The organism is Kitasatospora sp. NPDC001132 (genome assembly GCF_053598415.1).
This window is the reverse complement of sequence record NZ_JBSFKF010000045.1, coordinates 23,364-47,024: the sequence shown is the minus strand read 5'-3', so window position 1 is coordinate 47,024 and position 23,661 is coordinate 23,364. Positions and strand designations below refer to the sequence as shown.

18 protein-coding genes and 2 pseudogenes are annotated in these 23,661 nt (G+C 74.6%); 11 read left to right on the top strand and 9 right to left on the bottom strand.

Features of this window, described 5'->3' with window-relative positions; genetic code table 11:
• The first annotated feature begins 71 nt into the window (after positions 1-71).
• Complete coding sequence (locus tag ACWDBE_RS35930) at positions 72-602, top strand: RICIN domain-containing protein (RefSeq protein ID WP_449810036.1); 531 nt, start codon at positions 72-74, stop codon at positions 600-602.
• Positions 603-657: 55 nt separating this feature from the next.
• Here the strand turns inward: ACWDBE_RS35930 and ACWDBE_RS35925 are convergent, their stop codons facing one another.
• The 5 genes and pseudogenes from ACWDBE_RS35925 to ACWDBE_RS35905 all read right to left on the bottom strand — a co-directional run bounded on the left by ACWDBE_RS35925 (position 658) and on the right by ACWDBE_RS35905 (position 5,030).
• A complete protein-coding gene (locus ACWDBE_RS35925) occupies positions 658-1,557 on the bottom strand; it encodes an aminoglycoside phosphotransferase family protein (RefSeq protein ID WP_449810035.1) in 900 nt (299 codons plus the stop codon).
• 60 nt (positions 1,558-1,617) lie between these two features.
• Positions 1,618-2,283 carry an HAD family hydrolase gene (locus ACWDBE_RS35920; protein WP_449810034.1) on the bottom strand — a complete coding sequence of 222 codons (666 nt, stop codon included), beginning with the start codon at positions 2,281-2,283 and terminating at the stop codon, positions 1,618-1,620.
• 102 nt (positions 2,284-2,385) lie between these two features.
• A pseudogene (locus tag ACWDBE_RS35915) lies at positions 2,386-3,111 on the bottom strand (putative Ig domain-containing protein); the annotation flags it as partial.
• A 207-nt stretch (positions 3,112-3,318) separates the two neighbouring features.
• A pseudogene (locus ACWDBE_RS35910) lies at positions 3,319-3,936 on the bottom strand (S1 family peptidase); the annotation flags it as partial.
• Between the two features lie 176 nt (positions 3,937-4,112).
• Entirely contained in the window at positions 4,113-5,030 is a 918-nt protein-coding gene (locus ACWDBE_RS35905; protein WP_449792843.1) for a hypothetical protein, read from the bottom strand.
• A 150-nt stretch (positions 5,031-5,180) separates the two neighbouring features.
• On the opposite strand from ACWDBE_RS35905, the gene ACWDBE_RS35900 reads away from it, so the two are divergent.
• Both ACWDBE_RS35900 and ACWDBE_RS35895 read left to right on the top strand, forming a co-directional pair.
• Positions 5,181-6,302, top strand: a complete 1,122-nt coding sequence (locus tag ACWDBE_RS35900) for an alpha/beta hydrolase (protein ID WP_449792842.1) — start codon at positions 5,181-5,183, stop codon at positions 6,300-6,302.
• A 71-nt stretch (positions 6,303-6,373) separates the two neighbouring features.
• The gene (locus tag ACWDBE_RS35895) at positions 6,374-8,848 is read left to right on the top strand and encodes a glycosyltransferase family 39 protein (RefSeq protein WP_449792841.1); all 2,475 of its coding nucleotides are present in this window, start codon (positions 6,374-6,376) and stop codon (positions 8,846-8,848) included.
• Positions 8,849-8,912: 64 nt separating this feature from the next.
• Here ACWDBE_RS35895 and ACWDBE_RS35890 read toward each other — a convergent pair whose 3' ends face one another.
• Positions 8,913-10,481 (bottom strand): alpha/beta hydrolase, encoded by a 1,569-nt coding sequence (locus tag ACWDBE_RS35890; RefSeq protein WP_449792840.1) that lies wholly within the window; start codon positions 10,479-10,481, stop codon positions 8,913-8,915.
• Between the two features lie 83 nt (positions 10,482-10,564).
• Positions 10,565-11,344, bottom strand: a complete 780-nt coding sequence (locus ACWDBE_RS35885; RefSeq protein WP_449792839.1) for an HNH endonuclease family protein — start codon at positions 11,342-11,344, stop codon at positions 10,565-10,567.
• A 246-nt stretch (positions 11,345-11,590) separates the two neighbouring features.
• On the opposite strand from ACWDBE_RS35885, the gene ACWDBE_RS35880 reads away from it, so the two are divergent.
• From ACWDBE_RS35880 to ACWDBE_RS35865, 4 genes are all read left to right on the top strand, one after another.
• Entirely contained in the window at positions 11,591-12,208 is a 618-nt protein-coding gene (locus ACWDBE_RS35880; protein WP_449792849.1) for a nucleotidyltransferase family protein, read from the top strand.
• Between the two features lie 174 nt (positions 12,209-12,382).
• Positions 12,383-13,231 carry a hypothetical protein gene (locus ACWDBE_RS35875; RefSeq protein WP_449792838.1) on the top strand — a complete coding sequence of 283 codons (849 nt, stop codon included), beginning with the start codon at positions 12,383-12,385 and terminating at the stop codon, positions 13,229-13,231.
• Between the two features lie 262 nt (positions 13,232-13,493).
• Positions 13,494-14,336 carry a hypothetical protein gene (locus tag ACWDBE_RS35870; protein WP_449810033.1) on the top strand — a complete coding sequence of 281 codons (843 nt, stop codon included), beginning with the start codon at positions 13,494-13,496 and terminating at the stop codon, positions 14,334-14,336.
• A gap of 160 nt (positions 14,337-14,496) precedes the next feature.
• The gene (locus ACWDBE_RS35865) at positions 14,497-15,417 is read left to right on the top strand and encodes a (2Fe-2S)-binding protein (protein WP_449810032.1); all 921 of its coding nucleotides are present in this window, start codon (positions 14,497-14,499) and stop codon (positions 15,415-15,417) included.
• A 218-nt stretch (positions 15,418-15,635) separates the two neighbouring features.
• Here ACWDBE_RS35865 and ACWDBE_RS35860 read toward each other — a convergent pair whose 3' ends face one another.
• Positions 15,636-17,930, bottom strand: a complete 2,295-nt coding sequence (locus ACWDBE_RS35860; protein WP_449810031.1) for a SpoIIE family protein phosphatase — start codon at positions 17,928-17,930, stop codon at positions 15,636-15,638.
• A gap of 423 nt (positions 17,931-18,353) precedes the next feature.
• Positions 18,354-18,728: an ATP-binding protein gene (locus tag ACWDBE_RS35855; RefSeq protein ID WP_449810030.1), complete on the bottom strand. Its 375-nt coding sequence runs from the start codon at positions 18,726-18,728 to the stop codon at positions 18,354-18,356.
• A gap of 695 nt (positions 18,729-19,423) precedes the next feature.
• Between ACWDBE_RS35855 and ureA the strand changes: the two genes are divergently transcribed.
• The 4 genes from ureA to ACWDBE_RS35835 all read left to right on the top strand — a co-directional run bounded on the left by ureA (position 19,424) and on the right by ACWDBE_RS35835 (position 23,621).
• Positions 19,424-20,134 (top strand): urease subunit gamma, encoded by a 711-nt coding sequence (gene ureA, locus ACWDBE_RS35850; protein WP_449810029.1) that lies wholly within the window; start codon positions 19,424-19,426, stop codon positions 20,132-20,134.
• Positions 20,131-21,852 carry an urease subunit alpha gene (locus ACWDBE_RS35845; protein WP_449792834.1) on the top strand — a complete coding sequence of 574 codons (1,722 nt, stop codon included), beginning with the start codon at positions 20,131-20,133 and terminating at the stop codon, positions 21,850-21,852. Before ureA ends, ACWDBE_RS35845 begins: the two co-directional genes overlap by 4 nt.
• Before the next feature lie 43 nt (positions 21,853-21,895).
• Positions 21,896-22,945: an agmatine deiminase family protein gene (locus ACWDBE_RS35840; RefSeq protein ID WP_449792833.1), complete on the top strand. Its 1,050-nt coding sequence runs from the start codon at positions 21,896-21,898 to the stop codon at positions 22,943-22,945.
• A 76-nt stretch (positions 22,946-23,021) separates the two neighbouring features.
• The gene (locus ACWDBE_RS35835) at positions 23,022-23,621 is read left to right on the top strand and encodes a TetR/AcrR family transcriptional regulator (protein ID WP_449792832.1); all 600 of its coding nucleotides are present in this window, start codon (positions 23,022-23,024) and stop codon (positions 23,619-23,621) included.
• Positions 23,622-23,661 lie beyond the last annotated feature (40 nt).

Here is a 23,661-nt window from a genome sequence, read left to right as displayed (position 1 = left end):
ATGATGCGTCCGACACGGGGGATCGAGTGGCGGACGCGACCAACACCGACACCCTCGAAGGGGGACCATCCATGTCCAGCAAGGGACTCCGCAGCACCCGGCGCTCCGCCGTCGGCATCGGCGTCGCCGCCCTGGCGCTCACCCTGACCGGCCTCGGCGGCGGCCAGGCGTTCGCCGACTCGCACGCCGGCCTCTCGGCCACGATCGAGATCAAGAACGACAACGGCAAGTGCCTGGAGATCACCAGCTCCTCCACCGCGAACGGCGCCCGGGCCCAGCAGTGGGACTGCAAGGGCCAGGCCGGCTCGAAGTGGCGGTGGCAGTCCGCGGGCAACGGCTACTGGAACCTCGTGAACGCCCACAGCGGCAAGTGCCTGGAGATCCAGAGCTCCTCCACCTCGAACGGCGCCGAGGCCCAGCAGTGGTCGTGCAACGGCCAGGACGGCGCGAAGTGGTGGGTGGAAGGAGTCCGGTCGAATCGGTCGGTGATCCGGAACCACAGCGGCAAGGTCCTGGAGATCACCAGTTCCTCCGGCGCGAACGGGGCCAACGCCCAGCAGTGGGAGTACAAGGGCCAGTCCGGCGCGCTCTGGTTCTGGTGACGAGCCGCCGGCCGCTCCCCGCCCGTCGTCTCGCGGGCGGGGAGCGGCCGGCCCGCTACGCGTGCTCGGCCAGCACCTCGGCGATCACGTGGCGGGCGATGGAGGTCATCCTCGGGTCGCTGTCCCGGTAGTAGGACACCTCCATCAGGGCGATGGACAGGGCCCAGCCGCGGGCGCGGTCCCAGGCCGCGTCGTCGGGGGCCGCGGCCGCGCGGAAGGCGGGGCGGGCGGCGGCGGGCAGGACGTACCAGGCGGGGATCAGGTCGACGGCCGACTCGCCGAGGCCCGCGCAGCCGAAGTCGATGACGGCGGCGAGCCGGCCGTCCGGGCCCACCAGCAGGTTGCCGGGCTGGAGGTCGCCGTGGAGCCAGACCGGGGGGCCGGTGGGGGCGGGGGCGGCCAGGGCGTGCTCCCAGGCGGCGGTCGCGGCGGCGGCGTCCACCAGGTCCGGCACGGCCGCGATCGCCTTCCTGGTCCAGGCGTCGCGCTCCGCCAGCGACTCGCTGCGGTGGGCGGCGGGCCCGGCGGCCGGGTCGATCCGGCGGATGGCGGTCACGAAGCCGGCCAAGTCCCGGGCCAGCAGCCCGGGTTCGGCGATCCGCCCGGTGACGGGGGTGGTGCCGTCGAGCCAGCGCAGCACCGACCAGGGCCAGGGGCAGCCGTCGACCGGCCCGCCCACGGCCAGCGGGACCGGCACCGGGACGGGCAGCCGCGGGGCCAGGTGCCGCAGCCAGCGGTCCTCCTTGGCGATCTCCTCGACCACCCCGGGGATCCGCGGGATGCGCACCACCAGCTCGGTACCCAGCCGGTACATCGCGTTGCTGGTCCCGGTCGGCATCACCGGCTCGACCGGCAGGCCCGCCCACTGCGGGAAGTGCTCGGCGACCATCCGGCGCACCAGCGACTCGTCGATGTCCAGTTCGTCGGGGTGCAGCTTGCGGGAGGAGGAGGCCATGGTGACCGACCCTGCCAGCCGCGGACCGGGCCCGGCAACCGAATTGGCGCCGGGGGTGCCCTACCCCCGGTGGATCGCGCCCGCGGCGATCAGTCCGGGCAGCTCCCGCATGTCGTCGAAGACCACGGTGCCCGGCCCGGCCAGCCGCTCCGCGGCCGTGACGCCGCCCGCGTAGCCGAGCGCGCGCATCCCGGCGGCGCGGGCGGCCTCCACGCCGGGCCGGCTGTCCTCGACCACCACGCAGGCGGCCGGGTCGACGCCCATCGAGCGCGCGGCGTGCAGGAAGAGGTCGGGCGCGGGCTTGCCGCGCCCGACCTCGGTGGCGCTGAAGATCCGCCCGGCGAAGTGGTCGTGGAGGCCGGTCCGGCCCAGGGTGTGGCGCATCTTCTCGTGGGTGCCGCTGGAGGCCACGCAGGTGGGCAGGGTGATCGCTGCCAGCGCCTCCGGCAGGCCGTCCACGGGGGTCAGCCCGGCGTCGACCGCCTCGGCGTGCAGTTCGTGGAAGCGCCTGCCCCACACGGCCGCCACCTCCGCCCCGAGCCGCTCGGCGACCAGCGCGTTGTTGGCCGGCTCCGACCGACCGACGAAACGCTCGATCGCCTCCGTCTCGGTCAGCGGCCAGCCGTACTCCCGGCCCAGCCGCACCAGTACCCGGACGGCGATCACCTCGCTGTCCACCAGGACGCCGTCGCAGTCGAATATCACCAGCTCAATGGGCTTGATCATCCGACCAGGATAGGGAGGCCGGCACGACAAGGGCCCGGCAGCCGTAGCCACCGGGCCCCTCACCTGTCCTGGTTCACCGGCCCGTCAGGAGCCGGTCCGGGCTCAGCCGGTCTGGACGGAGGTGTCGTCGATCACGAAGCTGGTCTGGAGCGAGGCGTCCTCGGTCCCGGCGAACTTCACCGTGACCGTCTGGCCCGCGTAGGACGACAGGTCGAAGGTGCGCTGCTGGTAGCCCGGCGCGGCGTCCACGTTGGAGTAGGTCTTCAGCGTGGTGCCGTTGACCGACACGGTCAGCTTGTCGTACGCGGTGCTGCCCGACTCGGCGGTGTCGATGTGCAGCCAGAAGCTCAGCGTCGCCTTGCAGCCCGCCGGGATGGTCACCGTCTGCGACAGCGAGTCCGAGTGGGTGGAGCCGTAGCCGTTCAGCCACGCCTTCCAGGAACCGCTGTGGGCCGCCTGGGAGGCGCTGCTGTCCACCACGCCGCTGGACGCCGTCCACGGGGTGGCCGTACCGGTCTCGAAGCCCGCGTTGCCCAGCAGCTGCGCCGGAGTGCAGCCACCGCCACCGGTCGAGACGGCCCAGGTGAAACTGGTGGAGGCCGACTTGCCCGCCGCGTCCGTCACGGTGACGGTCACGGTGGAGCTGCCGGCGGCGGAGACGGTGCCGGCGATGACACCGGTGGACGAGTTGATGGACAGCCCGGCGGGCAGACCGGTCGCGGCGTAGGACAGCGGGGCGGTGCCGCCGGAGGCGCTGATCTGGAGGTTGACCGTACCGCCCACGGCGGTGGACTGGTTGCCCGGGTTGGTGACGGTGACGGCGCCGCTGCCGGCCGGCTTGGTGAGCAGGCAGCCGGCCGTGTTGAGGTCGATGGCCCGGGTGGAGGAGTTCAGGCAGGTGGTGAACCAGTACGTCTCCTCGCCGTAGCTCTGGCCCTTGTAGGCCTTGGTGGTGCCGTCGGCGGCCACCTCGCACGGGTTGTTGAGGGTGCACATGGCGCCGTCGTCGTTGCCGGTGTTGTTGATGCCGATGATCCGCCCGCTGGCGGAGTCGACGATCGGCGAACCGGAGGTGCCGTGGGTGGTGTTGCAGCCGGAGCTGTAGCGCAGCGAGTCGTGCCAGGTCCACTCGTCCTCACGCAGGGTCGGCACGAAGCCGTTCACGGAGCAGTTCCAGACCTGCTTCCAGTACGACGAGGGTATGTACATCGACGCGCCGTCGGTCGGGTGCGTGTCGCTGATGGTCAGCGCGGTGGCGCCGTACTTGGAGGTGATCGACCCGTAGGTGTCGGTGAGTTGGTAGAGCGCGACGTCGGTGCCGGTCATCGTCGCGTAGAGCACCTTGTCGGCCTGGACGGTGCCCAGGCTGTTGCCCGCACCGTCGAGCAGGGTGCCGCTACGGCTGGCGGTGGCGTTCTGGATCACCTGGCCGGCCGAGGGCATGGTCGGCAGGCAGTGCCCGTTGGTGAGCATCAGCGCGCGGTCGCCGGCCACCGAGGTGGGGTAACGGACCAGCGAGGCCGAGCAGTTGCTCAGGGCGATGGTGGAGGTCAGGTCGGCCGCCTGAACGGCGTGCGCGGGGGCGGCCGCGAAGGCCAGCCCGCCCGCGACGACGGCGCTCGTACCGGCCACCGCGACAATCCTCTTGAACATGGCTCTCCTTGTGGGGGATCGCGGGGTGTACGACTGGTCGCCGACGCCCGCGCCGCACGAAAGTGCCATGGCCACTTCAAGCGGTCAAGGATTGTGACCGAACTCGCCACTCCCCATGGCCTGTTGTGCCACCCGACGGCAACGACCCGTCCCGGTATGCCCGTTACGGGCCGGGGTTATGGCTGCGGGGCGGTGGCCACACTCCCCGACTCGGTCTTGGCGGGGGTACCCTCGCCCTCCTTCGCGCCGAGGGTCATCGTCCAGGTCGTCCCGGCCGGCTTGAAGTCGTACTTCTCGGAGAACTTGACGGAACGGCAGTTCTGCCAGAACTGTTTCTCGCCGGAATCCCAGTCCTCCCCGGCGAGGTAGTAGAAGTCGTACGAGCCCGCCTTGACGCCCTCGATGACGGCCTCCTTCCCCTTGGCCGCGTACACCGAGGCCACCGACGTGCCGTCCACCCCGATCGTGAAGACCACGTCCGTGGCGCTGTTGTTCTTGACCTCCAAGGTGCCCTTGCCGTTGCTCCCACCGTCACGGACCAGGGTGCCGTTCTCCAGCACACGCGGCGTCGGCTGCGGCTTGGGCAGCTGCGGGACGGTGAAGGCGGCCTGCTGGCCGGCCGTCGCCAGCTTGGCGAGCGCCGCAGGGACGGCCACCAGCCCCTGACCGCCGCCGAGCTGCGCCTTGACAACACCGGCGGTGCAGTACTTCTTGAGGTTGAGGTCGGTGCGGATCGTCAGCGCCTCGGAAGAGAGCGTGCCCAGGCCCGCCACCAGCTCGGCACGCGCCGCGTCGGCCCCGTCCGGTGCGGCGGCGGCCTTCAGGTTCCGGACGGCGCGGTCGGCGTTGGACTCGGTGACGGCGAGCGCGGTCTCGACCTCCTTCATCGTCGTCGCCGCGGCCACCTTCGCCAGCCCGGCACCGACCGGCTCCAGGGACTGGGCCAGCGTCGTGCCGAACGGCGTCGCCGAAGCACTCGGCACCACCGTCGCCGAAGCACTCGGCGCCGCCGCCCGTTCCCCACCCCCACCGGAACACGCCGCCAGCAGCAGCACCCCGCCGACCGCCATGACCGCCCTGCCCCTGAACTCCACGACCCCACCCCACCGTCACCCCGGCGCACTCCCCGTACGCGTCGGGCGACATGCTGTCGAGCACGAACCACTCCGGTCAACCCGATTCGGACGGCCACCGGAAGGGGCCGCCCCCAGGGCCGTCCACGGAGGTCAACTACGATCGGGCCCGTGCTCAGTCTCACCGGACTCCCGCTCCAGATCATCGCCTCCCTCCTCGCGATAGCCGTCTTCGCCGCCACCATGTGGCTGTGGCCGCGGTTCGGCGGGAAGGGCTGGAAGGCGTGGCTGGGCCGGATCGGCGCGTTCCTGGCCACCCAGGTGTCGGTGCTGGCCGCGATGGGTCTGATCGCCAACAGCTACTTCGGCTTCTACAGCTCCTGGACGGACCTGCTGGGCACCAGCGGCGGGCTCGGCACGGTGGTCGACCACCAGCCCAACGCCTCCGGGGTGGCCGTCACCGGTGAGCAGAAGTTCTACTCCGCGCAGGGCTCGGACCCGGAGCGCTCCGGCCAGATCCAGAAGGTCGACGTCCGGGGGGCCGGCAGCGGGCTGACCACCGAGGCGTACGTCTACCTGCCGCCGCAGTACTTCCAGCCGGACTACGCCAAGCAGCGCTTCCCGATGGCCCTGGTGCTCACCGGCTACCCGGGCACCCCGGAGAAGCTGATCTCGCTGATGCAGTACCCGGCGTCGACGCTGGACGCGATAGAGCAGAAGAAGCTGCCGCCGACCGTCCTGGTGATGACCCGCCCCACCCTGGTCGGCGACCGGGACACCGAGTGCGTGGACGTGCCGAACGGCCCCCAGGTGGAGACCTTCTTCACCTCCGACCTGCCCAAGGCCCTCGCCACCACCTACCGGATCGGCACCGACCCGGCCAACCGGGCCGTGATCGGCAACTCCACCGGCGGCTACTGCGCGCTCAAGTTCGCGCTGCGCAAGCCCGACTCCTACCGCGCGGCGGTCGCCCTCTCCGGCTACTACAGCGCCGCCCACGACCCGACCACCGGCGACCTGTTCGGCGGCAGCGCCCAGCTGAAGCAGGAGAACGACCTGCTGTGGTGGCTGAAGAACCAGCCCGCGGCCCCCGTCTCGCTGCTGCTGACCACCGCGTACGACGAGAACAACTACGACGAGACCAAGGCCATGGTCGCCGCCTTCAAGGCCCCCACCAAGATGTCCACCATCACCCTGGACACCGCCGGCCACAACTTCCACACCTGGACCCGGGAGATCCCCCCGGCCCTGGAGTGGCTGGGCAAGCACCTCACCATGCCGCCGTCCGCCTGACGTTCCGGATCACACGCGGCTCACAGCCCCGTCTCACGGTCCTCTCAGCCGCGCCACGCACCGTGTCGCGCATGACCACGAGCAGCTACTCCCCTCCGGCCGGCGAACCATGGCCCGAGGCCGCGAACCACCCGCCGCCGGAGGCGCCGGCCCCGGTCCGGCCGGGCCCGGCACCGCTCTTCCCCGAGCAGCCCCTGCCGCCGGCCGGCCCCAAGGGCCCGGCCTCCTGGTCCGGCCGGCTGCGCACCCTCCCCGCCCGCGCCTGGCGCGGGCGCGCGGACGACCCGCGCTGGGTGCGCCCGGCCCTGCTCGCGCTGCTGGCCGCGACCGCCGTCCTCTACCTGTGGGGCCTGAGCGCCTCCGGCTGGGCCAACTCCTTCTACTCGGCCGCCGTGCAGGCCGGCTCCCGGAGCTGGAAGGCCTTCTTCTTCGGCTCCTCGGACGCGGCGAACTTCATCACCGTCGACAAGCCCCCGGCCGCGCTGTGGCCGATGGCGCTGTCGGCGCGGGTCTTCGGCCTCTCCTCCTGGTCGGTCCTCGCCCCGCAGGCGCTGATGGGCGCGGCCACCGTCGGCGTGCTGTACGCGACGGTGCGCCGCCGCTTCTCCCCGCTGGGCGGCCTGCTGGCGGGCGCCGCTCTGGCGCTCACGCCGGTCGCGGCGCTGATGTTCCGCTTCAACAACCCGGACGCGCTGCTGGTGCTGCTGCTGACGCTGGCGGCGTACGGGCTGGTGCGGGCGGTCGAGGCGGCGGGCACCCGGTGGCTGGTCTTCACCGGGGTGGTGTTCGGCCTCGCCTTCCTCACCAAGACCCTGGCGGCCTTCCTGGTGCTGCCCGCCTTCGCGGTGATCCACCTGGTGGCGGCGCCCACCGGGTTCTGGCGGCGGGTGCGCCAGAGCCTGCTCGCGGGCGCGGCGCTGCTGGTCTCGGGCGGCTGGTGGGTGGCGATCGTCGAGCTGGTGCCCGCCTCGGCCCGCCCGTACATCGGCGGCTCGCAGGACAACAGCTTCCTCTCGCTCACCTTCGGCTACAACGGCCTCGGCCGGGTCGACGGCAACGAGCGCGGCAGCGTGGGCGGCGGCGGCCGGATGCCGGCCGGGCTGGACCTGCCGGGCGGCGCCACGGCGCACGGCGGCGGCCGTGGCTGGGGCGAGACCGGGCTGACCCGGATGTTCGGCACGGACATCGGCGGGCAGATCGCCTGGCTGCTGCCGGCCGCGCTGATCCTGCTGGCCGTCGGCCTCTGGGCGACCCGTCGCCACGCCCGCACCGACACCGCCCGCGCGGCCTTCCTGGTCTGGGGCGGCTGGCTGCTGTCCACCATGCTGGTCTTCAGCTTCATGTCCGGGATCTTCCACCAGTACTACACGGTGGCGCTGGCCCCGGCGGTCGCGGCGCTGGTCGGCATGGGCGTGGACGGGCTGTGGCGGGCCCGGCACCGGCTGCCCTGGGCGCTGGTGCTGGCCGGGACGCTCGCGGTGACGGCGGTCTGGGCGTTCGTGCTGCTCGGCCGCAGCCCGGGCTTCCTGCCGTGGCTGCGCTGGGCGGTGCTGGTCGGCGGTCTGGTGGCGGCGGCCGCGCTGGTCGCCGGGCAGGTGGCCGGACGGGCCTCCGGCCGGACCGGCGCGCGGATCGCCTCGGTGGCGGGCCTGGTGGGCGTGGCGGCGGCGCTCGGCGGACCGGCGGCGTACGCGGTGGACACGGTGAACACCCCGCACACCGGCTCGATCGTGACCGCGGGGCCGGGCGTGGACGGCGCGTCCGGGCCCGGCGGCACGGGGCGCAGGGGCGGCAACGGCGCGAAGGGCTTCCCCGGTGGCGGCAACGGGCGCTGGTTCGGCCAGGGCGGGCAGAACGGCCAGGGCGGGCAGAACGGCCAGGGCGGTCAGGGCGGCCTGCCGGGCTTCCCGGGTGCCCAGGGCTTCAACGGCGGGCAGGGCTTCACCGGCGGGCAGGGCTTCACCGGCGGGCAGGGCTTCAACGGCGGGCAGGGCTTCGACGGCGGCGGTACGGGCTCCGAGCACGCCGGCGGCCGCCACGAGCGCGGCACCGGCGGCACCGGCACCGGCGGCGTCCCCGGCCTGCCGGCCCCCGAGGCCCCGGGCAGCCTCACCGGCGGCTCGGCCGGCGGCCCGCCGCCCGGCGGCATGGGCGGGCTGCTCGACGGCCCCAAGGTGACCGGCGAGGTCGCCGCCGTGATCGAGGAGAACGCCGACCACTACACCTGGGCGGCCGCCACGATCGGCTCGCAGACCGCGGCCGGCTACCAACTCGCCACCGGGGAACCGGTGATGGCCCTCGGCGGCTTCAACGGCACCGACCCCTCGCTGACCCTGGCCGGCTTCCGGAAGTACGTCGAGGAGGGGAAGGTGCACTGGTTCATCGGCGCGGGCGGCTCCCACCGCGGCTTCGGCGGCGGCGCGGGCGGCGACGGGGGCGGGCAGCAGAGCGAGTCCGCCCAGATCGAGTCCTGGGTGACGGCGCACTACACGGCGAAGACCATCGGCTCCACCACCTTCTACGACCTGACGGCCCCCACCTCCTGAGCCCGAACCCCCGAGGGGGCGTGCCGCGTTCGCGCGGCACGCCCCCTCTCCCGTCCCCGGTTCCTCAGTCCGACGGGCAGTGCGTCCCGGCCGCCGGCAGCCGGCCGTCCACCAGGTAGGAGGCCACCGCGTCCCGGACGCAGCCGCTCTTGTCGTACCCGGTGTGCCCGTCGCCGTCCCGGGTGAGCAGCACCCCGCGCTCCAGCCCGGCGGCGAGCCGCTGCGCCCAGGCGTACGGGGTGACCGGGTCGCCGGTGGAGCCGATCACCAGGATCGGGGCGCTGCCCGCCGCCCGGATCGGCCGCGGCGGCTCGGGGCTGTGGAACGGCCAGGGGCGGCAGTCCGGGTCGAGCAGGGTGCCCACCGGGTCGTGGCCGCTGACCAGCGGGGCGCGGGCGGCGAGTTCGGCGAGGGCCGGGCGCAGTTCCGCGTCGGTGGGCGGGGGCGGGCCGTCCGCGCAGGAGATGGCGGCGTAGGCGTCGGCCGGGGTCCGGTAGCGGCCGTCCTCGTCGCGGCGGTCGGCGCCGTCGGCGAGGGCGAGCAGGCCCTCGGCCTCGCCCCGGGTGACGGCCGGTGCGAGGGCCTCGCGCAGCCGGGGCCAGGAGCGGCGGCCGTCGGAGAGCACGTCCAGGGCGGCGTCCCAGCCGAGCGCGGCGGTGAGCGCGCGGCCGTCGGCGGCGCGCAGCGGGTGGTCGCGCAGTCCGTCGAGGAAGCGGGCGAGGCGCTGCGGGGCGGCGGCGGGGTCGGCGCCGAGCGGGCAGGCCGCTCCGTCGTCGGCGGCGCAGGCGGCGGCGAAGGCCCGGAGCCCGGCCTCGGCGGCGGCGGCCTGTTCGGTGCCGAGCCGCGCGGCGGGGGCGCCGTGGTCGACGGCGCCGTCGAGGACGAGCCGGCCGGTGCGGTCGGGGAACTGCTCCGCGTAGACGGCGCCGAGGTGGGTGCCGTAGGAGAAGCCGAGGAAGTCCAGGCGGCGTTCGCCGAGGGCGCCGCGCAGGACGTCGAGGTCGCGGGCGGTGTCGCGGGTGCCGAGGTGCCGGAGCAGGTCGGCGTGCCGGGCGCGGCAGGCCTCGGCGAGGATCCGGCCGTGGTCGTAGGCCGGGTCGTCGGTGGCGTCCCACTGGTCGCGGGTGCGGTCGTCCAGGCAGTGGACCGGGGTGGTGTCGCCGGCGCCGCGCGGGTCGAAGCCGACCAGGTCGTACCGGTCGTGCAGCGGCCCCTGGTAGCCCTTCCATCCCCAACGGACCATGTCGACGCCGGAGTTGCCGGGGCCGCCGGGGTTGAGCAGCAGGGCGCCGAGCCGGTGCGCGCGGTCGGCGGCGGGCACCATGGCGAGGGCGACGTCGACGGTGGGCCCGCCCGGGTCGGCGTAGTCCAGCGGGACCTTGAGGGTGGCGCACCGCACGGCGGCCCGGTCCGGGTCGTCGCCGTCCTCGTCGGGGCAGTGCCGCCAGTCGATCCGCTGGTCGTAGAGCGCGCGCAGGGCGGGCGCGGCGGTGGCGGCGACCCGCTCGGCCAGCGGCGGCCGGTCGGGCGGGCCGGGGGCGGTGCCCGTGCAGCCGCTCGACAGCGCGAGGGCGAGTGCGGCGGCGAGGGCGGGCAGGGTGCGCCCGGGCGGGCGGGGGAGCCGGGGGATCATCGGGGCCACCGCCCACAAGTACCACCCGGCACGCGCCGCGCGCACACCGCACCCGCCTGCGGCTGCACGGGATTAACGTTTCGTCAGCCGCCACACTGCTGGAGCATGGCCTTCTTGTCGGCCTCGGAGACGGGCAGCTGGTACTTCAGCGAGACCTGGGCGAAGCGCACCGCGTAGGAGCAGCGGATCTCGGTGTTGGCGGGCAGCCAGGTGGCCGGGCCGGAGTCGCCCTTGGAGGCGTTCTGCGAGCCGTCGGCGGGGATCAGGTTGAGCGGGTCGTTGGCGATCTGGACGCGCTTGGCCTTGTCCCACTTGCTGGCACCCATCTGCCAGTCGTAGGACAGCGGCATCACGTGGTCGATCTGGATCTTGGAGGCCTGCTGCTTGGTCCACTGGACGCTCTTGCCGGTGTACGGGTCCCAGATGGTCATCGCGGTGACGGTGCAGTCCGAGCCGTCCTTGTGCTCGACGCCGGTGCCGTCCCGGGCGAGCAGGTCGTTGCGGGTGTCGCACTTGTTGCCGCCGAACGGGACGCCGTCAACGTTGTCCGTCCAGGCGGGGCCGAACTCGTTGCGGTCGTAGCCGTCCTTGGTTCCGACGGCGGCGGTGGCGACCTTGGCTATGACGTCCCGGCCGGCCTTCTGCTCCTCGGGGGTGGTCAGCGGCGCCAGGCCGGGCTTGGTGCCGTCCGGGTTCTGCAACGGGCTGGTGCCGGTGGCCCCGGCGGCGGGGGCGGCTGTGCCGCCGTCGGCCTTGGGGCCGGTCGACTTGTGGTCGCGGCCGCCGATCAACCAGCCGACCAGCGCGAGCGCGCATATCAGGAACACGGTGGCGGCGGACAGCGTGGAGCGGCGGGCGGGCACGGAGAACTCCCGGGTTCAGGGGCGGGTTGACGGCGAACCAGCAGATCAGCCGCCCCGAGAGCAGGTCAAGCCGACGCCACGCGGCGGCCCGGAGCATGTCGAAGCTCACACCTGCTCACACCTGCTCACACCCGCTCCCCCGCGAGGGCGTCCGGCCGGCGGACGCGGCGCCCCTCGCCGGCCCCCGCCGCGCACGCCCCGGCCCCGACCGGGCAGGCTGGCCCCGTGAAGACACCACCTGACCCCATGCAGACACCACCGACACCCGCCGGGCCGGGCCCGGTCGCCGCCCTGATCCTCGCCGCCGGGGGCGGGAGCCGCCTCGGCGGGCGCCCCAAGGCACTGCTGCGGTACGGGGGACGGCCGCTGGTGGAGCACGCGGCGGCGGTGGTCCGGGCCGGCGGCTGCGCGGACGTCACCGTGGTGCTGGGCGCGCAGGGCGACCGGGTACGGGCCACCGCGCACCTGCCGGGCTGCCGGCTGGTCGGCAATCCGGACTGGAAGCAGGGCATGGGCGCCTCGCTGCGGGCCGGCCTGGCCGCGCTGCCGCCGCACGCCTCGGCGGCGCTGGTGATGCTGGTGGACACCCCGGGCGTCACCCCGGCCGCGGTGTCCCGGTTGCTGGCCGTCCACCGGGCGGGCGCCGACCTGGCCGCCGCGGCCTACGACGGGCGGCGCGGGCACCCGGTGCTGATCGGCGCCCGGCACTTCGCCGAGGCGGCGGCGGGCGCCCGGGGCGACGCCGGGGCCCGCGCCCTGCTGACGGCGCACGCGGCGGAGCTCGTCCTGGTCGAGTGCGCCGACGTCGCCGTCCCGGACGACCTCGACACCCCCGCCGACCTGGCCCGCTGGTCCGCGGGGTGAACGTCCAGGTCCGGCCCGCCGGGCATCCCCCCGCGGAAGGATTCCGCCCCTACCCGGGTGGGCAGGAGCCCCTGATCCGTCCCTGAGGATTGCCCCATTCCGCGTCCGGCGCCGGACATTTCGGGGAGCATGGGAATCGTCCCACCCACCCGACACCGACGGACGGAGCCCGCGATGGCCGGACTGCCCGACGACTACACCGGACACGACCCCACACGGCCGGGGCCGGGCGGTGGCGCCCGGGCCATCCGCTGCCCCGCCTGCCGCCGCGAGCACCTCTACGAACCGCCGTCCCTGCCCTGCCCGTGCGGGGCCTCGCTCAAGGTGCCGCTGCTGCGCGGCGGGGTGCCGGTGCAGGTGCGCTTCCGCTCCTGGGAGGACTCCTGGCTGAGCATGCGCTGCCCGCACTGCGGCCGCTCCGACCAGTGGCCGCAGCCCGAGTTCACCTGCAACTGCGGCGCCACCGTCCGGCTACCGGTCGACCGCGCCACCCGGCTGGGCACCGGCACCGCCGCCCCGCTCGCCGCCTCCGGCCCGCAGGCCGCCCGCCCGTACCCGGCCCACCCGGTGAACGTGCCCACCCCGGCCCCGCCCGCGCCGCCCACGGCCGGCCGCTCCCGCCCGTTCCGCCACCGCACGCCGTTCCGCCCGCACCCGGTGCGCACCTCGCAGGACGCGGTGTTCACCGCCGCCCGCTACCTGGAGTGGCTCGGCTTCGACGACCTTGAGCTGACCGAGGCCCAGGAGCGCGACGGGGTCACCCTGCTGGGCAGCCGGATGGTCGCCCAGGTGGACACCTGGACCGAGCCCGCCGACGTGAAGTCGGTCGAGTGCCTGTGGCTGCAGACCCTGCACGCCGAGGAGATGGCCGCCGCGATGTTCACCCTCGCGGGTTATTCGCACCAGGCCACCGTGCGGGGCGAACAGCTGCTGGTCGCCCTGTTCAGCCTGGACCTGGCGGGTGTGCCGCAGCCCGCGAACGGCGCCGCCGAGGCCCTGATGGAGACCGGCTGGACCTCCTGACCCACCGGGCCGCCCGGCGGGCGGCCCCCTTCCCCTCCTCTTCCCCCTCCTCCGCGTCTCCTCCCGTGCGCACCCCTAGATCATTTTTCCTCCAAAAGCAACAACCTTCGCTCGTGATCTGGTGCACAAGCTCACCCCCGTGTTGAATTGCGGCCACAGCGCGGGCCTTTCGCCCTGTCGTCGTCATGCGCACGGGTCGTGGCGGCAGGGCCTCAGGGGCGGGTCCGCGCCCTTGCCGGATGGCGCACACAAGGAGGTGGCGTTGTCGGAGCACGGATGGGACCCGAGCGGCCCGGAGGGGCGGGGGCGGGCGGCAGCGGAGGAGCCGGGTGACACCGTGTGGCGGCTGAGGTCCCGGGGGTGCTGGCAGGAGGCCGCCGAACTGCTGCGACCGGCCGCCGAGCACGACCCGGCCACGGCCCTGGGGCGGGCCGAACTCCTCATCGAGCAGTGCCTGTTCACCGCCGCGAACTGGACCCAGGCGGAGCAGGCGCTGCGCCTGGCGGAGGCGCTGGCCTCCGGCACCGAACAGCGCGCGGCCGCCGCCTGCGCCCGCGGCTTCCTCGCGTACGTGGCGAGCGTGCTCGGCCCGCGGGACCGGCTGGACGAGGCGCAGGCCGCGCTCGGCCGCACCTCGGCCCTGCTGCCACCGGACGCCCCGGGCCGCCCGCTGCTGGACTTCCGGCGCGGGCTGGTCGCCGAGAACCTGCTGCGCGACCGCAGTGCCGCCTGGATCGCCTACCGCCGGGCGCACGACGGCGCCGGCGAGCGCGGGGACGAACTGCTGCGCTCGTACACCTGGCGACACCTGGCCGCACTGGCGCTCTCCCGCGGGGACCGCGGGAACGCCCGGGAGGGCTTCGACGCCTCCCTTCGGCTGCGCGAGCAACTCGGCTTCACGGTGGGGGTGGCGCCGGCGCTCGCCGCGCTCGCCGAAGTGTCCGAGCCGCCCGAGGCGGCGCGGCTGCGGGCCGAAGCCGCCCGGCTGGTGGCCGCCCTGGGCGGAGTGCCGGTCTGGCTCGCGCGCCAGCTGGGGCTCCGCCGCACGCCGGGGGCTCTCACGGACGGACGCATCGCGAGCGAGACCGGGGGGACAATCAGCTAAGGTGAGGCTAACCTGGCCGGGGGGAGCAGTACCCCGGCCAGGTCGCCTTGCCGTTCCCCGGGCACCGCCATGCCCCGGCCCGGCCGCGTCCGGCGCGCCACCGCCGCCGGGCACCGCCGGGCGGACCATGGGCGCCCCGGTCGACCCGATGGGGCCGCCCATGACCGCGAGCACCCGGCCCGGCCCCACGCCGCGCGCCCCCCGCACCACCGGCGCGCGCACCCCCGTCCCCGCTCCCGCGCCCACCACCCCGGGCGCGCCCTCGTACCACCGGCTGTCCGGGCTCACCCCCATCCTGACGGTGCGCTGCGCCCGGCCCCGGCACGGCGACGGCTGGCTGACCGCCGCCGACCTCGCCGCCCGCCCCGAGACGGTCCGCGAGCTGATCGCCCACGACGCCCGGCAGGGCCTCGCCCGCTACGGGCGGCCGCTGCGCCCGGACGTCGCGGCCGGCTTCGGGCTGCACCGCTTCGTCTGGCCGGTCTCGCTGCTGTTCACACTGCCCTGGTTCCTGGAGCGGCGCGTCCCGCTGCTCGCGCTCGGGGACGTCGCGCTGCACCGACGCCCCGACGCGGTCGAACTGACCGTCCGCCCGGCGGAGTTCGTCTGCCTGCCGGAGGATCCTGCGGCCGGCTCGGGCCAGGCCGGGTCGGTGCCGGACGAGCCGGCGCTGGCCGCCGCGCTGCGGTCCGCGCTGGGCGCCTTCCTGGCCCCGGTGCTCACCGCCTTCGGCCCGGAGGCGCGGCGCGGACCCCGGGTGCTGTGGGCGATGGCCACCGACGCCGTGGTGGAGGGGCTCTGTTACGCGGGCGGACTGCTCGGGGAGCAGGAGCGGGCGCGCGCCGAACTGTCCACGCTGCTGGCGCCCGGCGAGCCCCTCGACCCCGCGCACACGCCCGGCGCGGACGGCCGGCCCGCCCCCGCACCGGCCCCCTTCACTCCGGGCGCCGGCTTCGCACCCCCGGCGCCCGGGCCGGGCGGCGCCCCGGGCCCGGAGCGCTCCCGGGCCAGTTGTTGCCTCGTCTACACCGCGGATCCGCAGGACATGTGCGGCGGCTGCCCTCGCGTCACGCGGCGTTGACGAAAACCCGTGCGATATCAGGTTCGAAAAGCCCGTCATTCCGGGAACGATCCGCCGCGCATTCCTACGACCGTGCGATCGTCACCGGGCCAGAAATCCCTCTCCTCAGCGCATTGCCGGCGAATCCGCCAACGGGTCGGCACGGAACGGTTCGCGGCGGAGCGCGAGGTGGAGCCGGCCGGGGGCGCGGGTCCAGCCGGGCCTGAGCCGACGGGGCCTCAGGCCGCCGCCGACGCCGTCCCGCTGAGCTCGAACCACATCCGTTTGCCGGAGCCGCGCGGCTCCACGCCCCAGGAGTCCGCGAGTGCCTCGACCAGCATCAGTCCGCGTCCGGAGGAGGCCTGCTCCCCCGGCGTGCGGCGGGTCGGCCAGAGGTCCGACTCGTCCTCCACCTCGACCCGCAGCCGGGCCCGGCCACCGTCCGCCTCCGGCTCCCGGTAGAGCCGGGCGGTGAACATGGCGTCCCGGTCGGTGTGCCGGATGGCGTTGGTGACCAGTTCGGAGGAGAGCAGCTCGGCGGTGTCGATGAACTCGGCGACGCCCCAGCGGCGCAGCGCGTCGCGCAGCTCGGCCCGGACCTCGGCGACCCGCGCGAGGTCGGCCTGGCCGATGCGGCGGCGCAGCTGCTGGGCGGCCAGGCCGCCGGCCGGGCCGTCCCAGCGCAGGAGCAGCAGCGCTATGTCGTCCTCGCGCTCGCTGGAGTCGGCGGCCTGGGAGGCGATCCGGTCGGCCAGCTCCTCCAGCGGGTCGCGGGCGGCCTCGGCGGCGTCCGGCAGCGGGCGGGCGAGCGTCCGGGTGAGCCGGGCGACGCCCTCGTCGAGGTCCATGCCACGCGCCTCGACCAGGCCGTCGGTACAGAGCAGCACGGTCTCGCCAGGGTCCAGGCTGAACCGGGTGACGCGGTACTCCTGGTCCGGGTCGATGCCCAGCGGCAGCCCGCCGGCCACCGGCACCACGGCGGCGGTGCCGTCCGCGCGGCGCACCACCGGGTCGAGGTGGCCGGCCCGGACCGCGTAGACCACGCCGTAGTCCACGTTGACCTCGGCGTAGGTGCAGGTCGCGAAGTGGTCGGTGTCCAGGTCGGCGAGGAAGCGGGAGGCGCGGGCCATCACGGCGGCGGGCGGGTGGCCCTCGGCCGCGTAGGCGCGCAGCGCGATCCGCAGCTGGCCCATGATCCCGGCGGCGTGCACGTCGTGGCCCTGGACGTCGCCGATCACCAGGCCGACGTGCCCGCCGGGCAGCGGCACCACGTCGTACCAGTCGCCGCCGATCTGGAGGCCGGAGCCGGCCGCGAGGTAGCGCACGGCGGTGGTCACGCCCGGGACGGACGGGACGGTGCGCGGCAGCATCACCCGCTGGAGGCCGGCCGCGAGCTCGTGCTCGGCGTCGTGCAGCCGGGCCCGGGCCAGCGACTGGGCGACCAGCCCGCCCAGGGTGGACAGCAGGGTGCGCTCGTCGGCGTCCAGCTCGCGCTCGTCGTCGAAGCTGACCACGCAGACGCCGATCGCCCGGCCGCTGGCGACCAGTGGCAGGTACGCCCAGGAGCCCCGGCCGCCGCGGCTGGTCGGCTCCCACACCTCGGGGTAGCCGTCGCGGAACTCCTCGCGGGTCGACACGAAGACCGGCGCCCGGTGGCGCAGCGCCTCCGCGGCCGGGTGGCCGGTCGGCAGCACGGTGCGGTCCCAGACGGCCAGCGTGTCGGCGCGGTAGCCGGAGGCGCCGAGGATCTGGGCCCGTCCGGCCTCGAAGGAGGCCAGCACCAGGCCGTCCGGCGGCAGTCCGGGCAGCGGCAGCTCGGTGAACACCCGGGCCACGTCACGCACAGTGACGGCTTCGGAGAGGGCGCGCGCCGCCTCCTTGATGAACCGGGAGCGCTCCTCGCGCAGCTGGGCCATCCGGTCGGCGTGGTCGCGCTTGTGCAGCTCGACGGTGGCGTCCCAGACGAAGCCGACCATCCGGGAGGCCCGGCCGAAGGCGTCGGCGAGCACCCGGCCGCGGAAGCGCACCGCGCGCATGCCGCCGTTCGCCCCGACGGTGCGGTAGTAGGCGCCGCACTGGCCCAGCTCGGCGACCGCGCGCTCGACCCGGCGGCGCACCACGGGCGCGTCCTCGGGGTGCAGCAGGGTCAGGAAGGAGGCGGCGGTGCGGTCGAAGCGGACCCGCTCCAGGGCGTCCAGTCCGACGATCGCGCAGGCCCGCTGGTCGCCCTCCAGGACGTCGCGGCGGATGTCCCAGTCGAAGGAGCCGATGCCGTTGGCGGCCATCGCGGGCTCCAGCCAGTCCGGCATGGTGTCCGCGGTGGAGGGCGGCAGCCCCCCGGAGAGCACGGGCGCGAGCCGGGCGGCGGCGAGGCTCGGGGACGGGCGCACCGCGGAGCCGCGGCGCGAGGGCTGGGCGGGCGGCCTGACCCGGCCGCTCCCGGGGGTGCGCGGCTCCGGGGCGCCCGGCTCCACGGCTCTCGGCTCGACGGTGCGCGGTTCCACGGCTCTCGGCTTGGTGGTCCTCGACTCCACGGTCCTCGGCTCTACCGTTCGCGGCTCGACGACGGGCGACGCGCCGGGAGGAAGCGCCGGCCCCGGCGACTCGGGCTCAGTGGGCATGCTGCTCCTGCCGCTGCCGTGGCGGACCGCGCCGACCGTCCGGACGGGCCGCGTGGCGGTGTGATGGGTCGTGCTGGATAGGACGGTGCGACGGGCGGTGGCCAGTCGAGGTTCGGTCTCCCCGCTGCTTCCCGCACGTGGACACACATTCCCACCATCCTGGCCAATGTTCGGCCGAGCGGCAATGCCAACGGGCCGGAAACCTTCCGGCCCGCCTTCTGTTCAGGGCTTGCTTCGACAGCGAATCAATCGACGACGAACAATCGTACGACCATACCGGCGATGGCGGCCCGGAACCGTAAGGGCGCAGGTCCCGGGCGTCGACGGGTGCGCGGCTCAGGGCGTGGCGAGTTCGAACCAGGTGACTTTGCCGTCGCCGCGCAGCTGCACGCCCCAGGAGTCCGCGAGCGCCTCCACCAGCTGCAGGCCGCGCCCCGAGGTGGCGTACTCGGCCTCCGGATCGCGGCGGCGCCCGGGAAGTCTGCTGGTGCCGTCCTGCACCTCGACGCGCAGCCGGTGGTCCGTGCCGAGCACCGCGTCGAACACCGCGCCCTTGCCGGTGTGCAGCAGCGCGTTGGTGACCAGCTCGGAGGAGAGCAGCTCGGCGGTGTCGGAGAGCTCCGGCACCCCCCAGTGGCTCAGCGCCGAACGCAGCCGGCGCCTGACCGCGCCCACCCCGACCAGGTCCGCCGGGTCGAGCGTGAGGTGCAACCGCCGGTGCAGGGCACACCCCGGAGCCGGTGTGCCCGGCAGGGTCGTCCCGGTGCCGACGACCGGCCCCTGGACCGGCCCGGACCGGTAGGCGTCGCCGGAACTCGTCCGCTGCCGCGGGAATCGCGACTGACCGTCCATCAACACATGCCCCCGCCCTGGAATCCGGGCCCCCTGCCTCCGGATCCCCCGCCGGCCGGGTGGCCCCCTCGTTCTGACCACTCATCCTCATGCCCAGTTGACGGCGTTTGCAACAGTGTGCGTCCGATCACGTGGGGTGAAAGGGGCACGGGGTGGTTCGCGTGATCCAACTGCCCGCGCCGGACAGGTTTGCGAAGCGCAGAGGCCGTTTTCGAGGACGCCCCCGCCCGATCCCGCGCACACCCGGCGCCCGTACGGACCGCACGCCCGACCACGCGCCCCCTGCCCCGCCCCCCCGCGCGCTGGTCCACGGCGCCGGCCCGCGGCCCCGTCGGAGCCGTCGCCCCCGCTCCCCCGCCGGGCCCCTCACCCCCGTCCCCCGCCCGGCAGGCCGAACGCCCGCGGAGCGGCAACGCTGGACAGGGCGACCCGGTCCGGGTTCAATGACCCCGAGATGTTTGAACGGCGTTCTAACATCTCCCCAGGCGCCCCCGAGGCCCGAGCCGACGCCCCCTGCCTGGCCGAGGGGCCCGACGACCCGCGAGCGAGGAACCGTGCGACTGACCCCCACCGAACGGGACCGGCTGCTGATCTTCACGGCAGCCGAACTGGCCCGCGCCCGCCGCGCCCGGGGCGTGCGCCTCAACATCCCCGAGGCCACCGCCCTGATCGCGGACACCGTCTGCGAGGCCGCCCGCGACGGCCGGCGCCTGGCCGAGGCCATCGAGGCCGGCCGCTCCGTGCTGACCGCCGCCGACGTGCTGCCCGGCGTGCCGGACGTGGTCACCGTCGTCCAGGTCGAGGCCGTGTTCGAGGACGGCACCCGCCTCGCCGTCGTCAACGACCCGTTCAAGGGCGCCGGCTCGCTCGGCGACGAGGCCCCCGGCAGCGCGCTGATCGGCGGCGGCACCGGCTACGACCCGGTCGAGGAGACGCTGCTGCTCCCCGTCCACAACACCTCCGGGGTGCCGATCTCGGTCACCTCGCACTTCCACTTCTTCGAGGCCAACCCGCGTCTGGCCTTCGACCGGGCCGCCGCCTACGGAACCCACCTGGCCGTCCCGGCCGGCTCCTCGGTGCGCTTCGACCCCGGCGCCACCGTCGAGGTCGGCCTGGTGCCGATCGGCGGCGAGCGGGTCGTGATCGGCTTCGCCGGGCTCGTGGACGGCCCGCTGGACGCGCCCGGCGCCAAGGAGGCCGCCCTGGCGAAGGCCCGCGCGACCGGCTACCTGACCAGCTTCGACGACCCGGAGGTGGGGGAGTGACCTCGATCACCCCGCACGACTACATCGCCGTCCACGGCCCGCGCGCCGGGGACCGCGTCCGGCTCGGCGACAGCGGGCTGATCGTCCGAGTGGAGTCCGACTCCCAGGCGCCCGGTGACGAGTTCCTGGCCGGCTTCGGCAAGACCGCCCGCGACGGCCTGCACCTCAAGCCCGCCGCCGTCCGGGACACCTGCGACGTGGTGATCAGCAACGTGCTGGTGATCGACGCGGCCCAGGGCATCCGCAAGACCTCGATCGGCCTGATCGGCGGCCGGATCGCCTCGATCGGGCGGGCCGGCAACCCGGACACCCTGGACGGCGTGGACGTGGTCGTCGGCACCGGCACCACCATCGTCTCCGGCGAGGGCCTGATCGCCACCGCCGGCGCCATCGACACCCACGTCCACCTGCTCTCGCCGCGGATCATGGAGGCCTCGCTGGCCTCCGGCGTCACCACGATCATCGGCCAGGAGTTCGGCCCGGTCTGGGGCGTCGGCGTCAACTCCCCCTGGGCGCTGCGCCACGCCTTCAACGCCTTCGACGCCTGGCCCGTCAACATCGGCTTCCTGGGCCGCGGTTCGTCCTCCGACGAGGCCCCGCTGATCGAGGCGCTGGCCGAGGGCGGCGCGTCCGGCTTCAAGGTGCACGAGGACATGGGCGCGCACACCCGCGCCCTGGACACCGCGCTGCGGGTCGCCGAGGAGTACGACGTGCAGGTCGCCCTGCACACCGACGGCCTCAACGAGTGCCTCTCCGTCGAGGACACCCTGAAGGTCCTCGAAGGCCGCACCATCCACGCCTTCCACATCGAGGGCTGCGGCGGCGGACACGTCCCCAACGTGCTGAAGATGGCGGGCGTGCCGAACGTCATCGGCTCCTCCACCAACCCCACCCTGCCCTTCGGCCGGGACGCCCTCGGCGAGCACTACGACATGATCGTCTCCGCCCACGACCTCAAGCCCGACCTGCCCGGCGACGCCGCGATGGCCCGCGACCGCATCCGGGCCGGCACCATGGGCGCCGAGGACGTGCTGCACGACCTCGGGGTCATCGGCATCACCTCCTCCGACGCCCAGGGCATGGGCAGGGCCGGCGAGACGGTGCGCCGCACCTTCGCCATGGCCGGGAAGATGAAGGCCGAACTCGGCCCGCTCGACGGCACCGGCTCGTACGGGACGACGGAGGACGGCGACGACAACGAGCGCGTGCTGCGCTACATCGCCAAGCTCACCATCAACCCGGCCATCGCGCACGGCCTCGCGCACGAGGTCGGCTCGATCGAGGTCGGCAAGCTCGCCGACATCGTGCTGTGGCGCCCGGACCACTTCGGCGCCAAGCCGCAGCTGGTCCTCAAGGCCGGCTTCCCCGCGTACGGCGTGGTCGGCGACCCCAACGCCTCCACCGACCGCTGCGAACCCCTCGTTCTCGGACCGCAGTTCGGCGCCCACGGCGCGACCGCCGCCGACATCTCGGTGGCCTTCGTCGCCCAGGTCGCCGCCGACGGCGCCTACCTCGACCAGGCCGCCGACGGGCTGCCCACCCGCCGCCGCCGGGTCGGCGTGCGCAACACCCGCGGCATCGGGCCGCGCGACATGGTGCGCAACGCCCGCATCGGCCGGGTCGAGGTCACCGAGACCGGCCTGGTCTCGCTGGACGGCTCGCCGCTGCGATCCGAGCCCGCGGACAGCGTCTCGCTCAGCCGCCTCTACTTCCTCTGACCCCCGACGATCCGGCCAAGGCCCAGGACTCCCTTAGGACTCGATGATGACCACCACCACGCCCGCCTCGCTCGGCTACCGGATGCCCGCCGAGTGGCACCCGCACGAGCGCACCTGGATGGCCTTCCCCACCGCCAACCCGACGTTCGACGGCCCCGAGCAGTTGCACGCCGCCCGCCAGGCCTGGGCCGCCGTCGCCGACACCATCGTCGGGTACGAGCCGGTCACTCTGATCGTCAACACCGGCGAGACGGAGGAGGCGCGCAAGTACGTCTCCGAGCGGGTCGAGATCGTCGAACGCCCGCTGAACGACGCGTGGATGCGCGACATCGGCCCGTCCTTCCTGATCGACGGCAAGGGCTCGCTGGCCGCCGCCGACTGGATCTTCAACGGCTGGGGCGCGCAGTCCTGGGCCCGCTGGGACAAGGACCAGCACATCGCCGAGCACATCAGCGAACTGACGGATGTTCAGCGCTTCGCCTCCCGGCTGATCAACGAGGGCGGCGGCATCCACGTCGACGGCGAGGGCACGGTGCTGGTCACCGAGACCGTCCAGCTCGGCGAGGGCCGCAACGCGGACTGGACCAAGGAGGAGGTCGAGGCCGAGCTGCACGCCTTCCTCGGCACCACCAAGGCGATCTGGCTGCCGCGCGGACTCACCCGCGACTACGACGAGTTCGGCACCCGCGGACACATCGACATCGTCGCCTCCTTCGTGCGCCCGGGCGTCGTGGTCGCCCACGTCCAGCCCGACCCCTCGCACCCGGACCACGAGGTCTGCCGCGAGCTGGTCGCCGTCCTGCGCGCCTCCACCGACGCCCAGGGCCGACCCCTGGAGGTCATCGAACTGCCCGCTCCCACCGTCCTGCTGGACGAGGACGGCGAGCCCGTCGACTACTCGTACATCAACCACTACGTGGCCAACGGCGCGGTCGTCCTGTGCGCCTTCGACGACCCGCGCGACCAGGAGGCCGCCGCGATCCTCGCCGAGGCCTACCCGGGCCGCACCGTCGAACTCGTGGACGCCCGCGAGATCTTCGCCAACGGCGGCGGCATCCACTGCATCACCCAGCAGCAGCCGAAGGCGCTCTGACGCCCCACCCGGGTGGGCGCCCCGCGCGCCCACCCGGGTAGCCTTCCGAGCGCCGTTCCACCGAGGAGACCCGCACATGGCCGACCCCCGCCCGCGCCGGCCGGCCCGCCCCCGCGAGGAGGTCTTCGCCACCGCGCGGGCCGCGATCGCCGAACACGGGCTCGCCAAGCTCACCATGGCCGGGCTCGGCAAACAGCTCCAGATGAGCGCCGGACACCTGCTCTACTACTTCGGCAGCAAGGACCAGCTGCTGCTGGAGACCCTCCGCTGGAGCGAGGGCCGGCTCGGCGCCCGCCGCCGTGAGGCCCTCGCCGACCACTCCCTCGACCCCTGGCAGCGCCTCGACGCCTACCTGCGCCTCTACCTGCCGGAGGGCCCGGGCGACCCGCGCTGGATCCTCTGGGTCGAGGTGTGGGGCCGCTCCCCCGCGAGCGCCGAGATCCGCCAGGGGCAGCAGGAGATCGAGGCCCCCTGGCAGGCCGACCTGGTCGCCCTCATCGAGGAGGGCGCCGCCGCCGGCCACTTCACCCCGGGGCCCGCCGCCGACCGCGCGGTACAGATCCGCGCCCTGCTCGACGGCCTCGCCGTCCCCGTCGCCATCGGCCTCCCGGACGCCCACCGCCCCGTCGCCCTCACCCAGGCCACCGCCGTCACCGGCGTCCTGCTGCGCGCCTGACGCGCCGCCCCCGGGCTTGACGCGCCCCGGCCCTGGCCGG

Bases quoted from the DNA above. Each gene is read 5' to 3' on its own strand.
- ACWDBE_RS35925 (WP_449810035.1), bottom strand. From the start codon at position 1,557: ATGGCCTCCTCCTCCCGCAAGCTGCACCCCGACGAACTGGACATCGAC.
- ACWDBE_RS35835 (WP_449792832.1), top strand. From the start codon at position 23,022: ATGGCCGACCCCCGCCCGCGCCGGCCGGCCCGCCCCCGCGAGGAGGTC.
- ACWDBE_RS35865 (WP_449810032.1), top strand. From the start codon at position 14,497: ATGACCGCGAGCACCCGGCCCGGCCCCACGCCGCGCGCCCCCCGCACC.
- ACWDBE_RS35875 (WP_449792838.1), top strand. From the start codon at position 12,383: ATGGCCGGACTGCCCGACGACTACACCGGACACGACCCCACACGGCCG.
- ACWDBE_RS35890 (WP_449792840.1), bottom strand. From the start codon at position 10,481: ATGATCCCCCGGCTCCCCCGCCCGCCCGGGCGCACCCTGCCCGCCCTC.
- ACWDBE_RS35880 (WP_449792849.1), top strand. From the start codon at position 11,591: ATGCAGACACCACCGACACCCGCCGGGCCGGGCCCGGTCGCCGCCCTG.
- ACWDBE_RS35895 (WP_449792841.1), top strand. From the start codon at position 6,374: ATGACCACGAGCAGCTACTCCCCTCCGGCCGGCGAACCATGGCCCGAG.
- ACWDBE_RS35840 (WP_449792833.1), top strand. From the start codon at position 21,896: ATGATGACCACCACCACGCCCGCCTCGCTCGGCTACCGGATGCCCGCC.
- ACWDBE_RS35930 (WP_449810036.1), top strand. From the start codon at position 72: ATGTCCAGCAAGGGACTCCGCAGCACCCGGCGCTCCGCCGTCGGCATC.
- ACWDBE_RS35920 (WP_449810034.1), bottom strand. From the start codon at position 2,283: ATGATCAAGCCCATTGAGCTGGTGATATTCGACTGCGACGGCGTCCTG.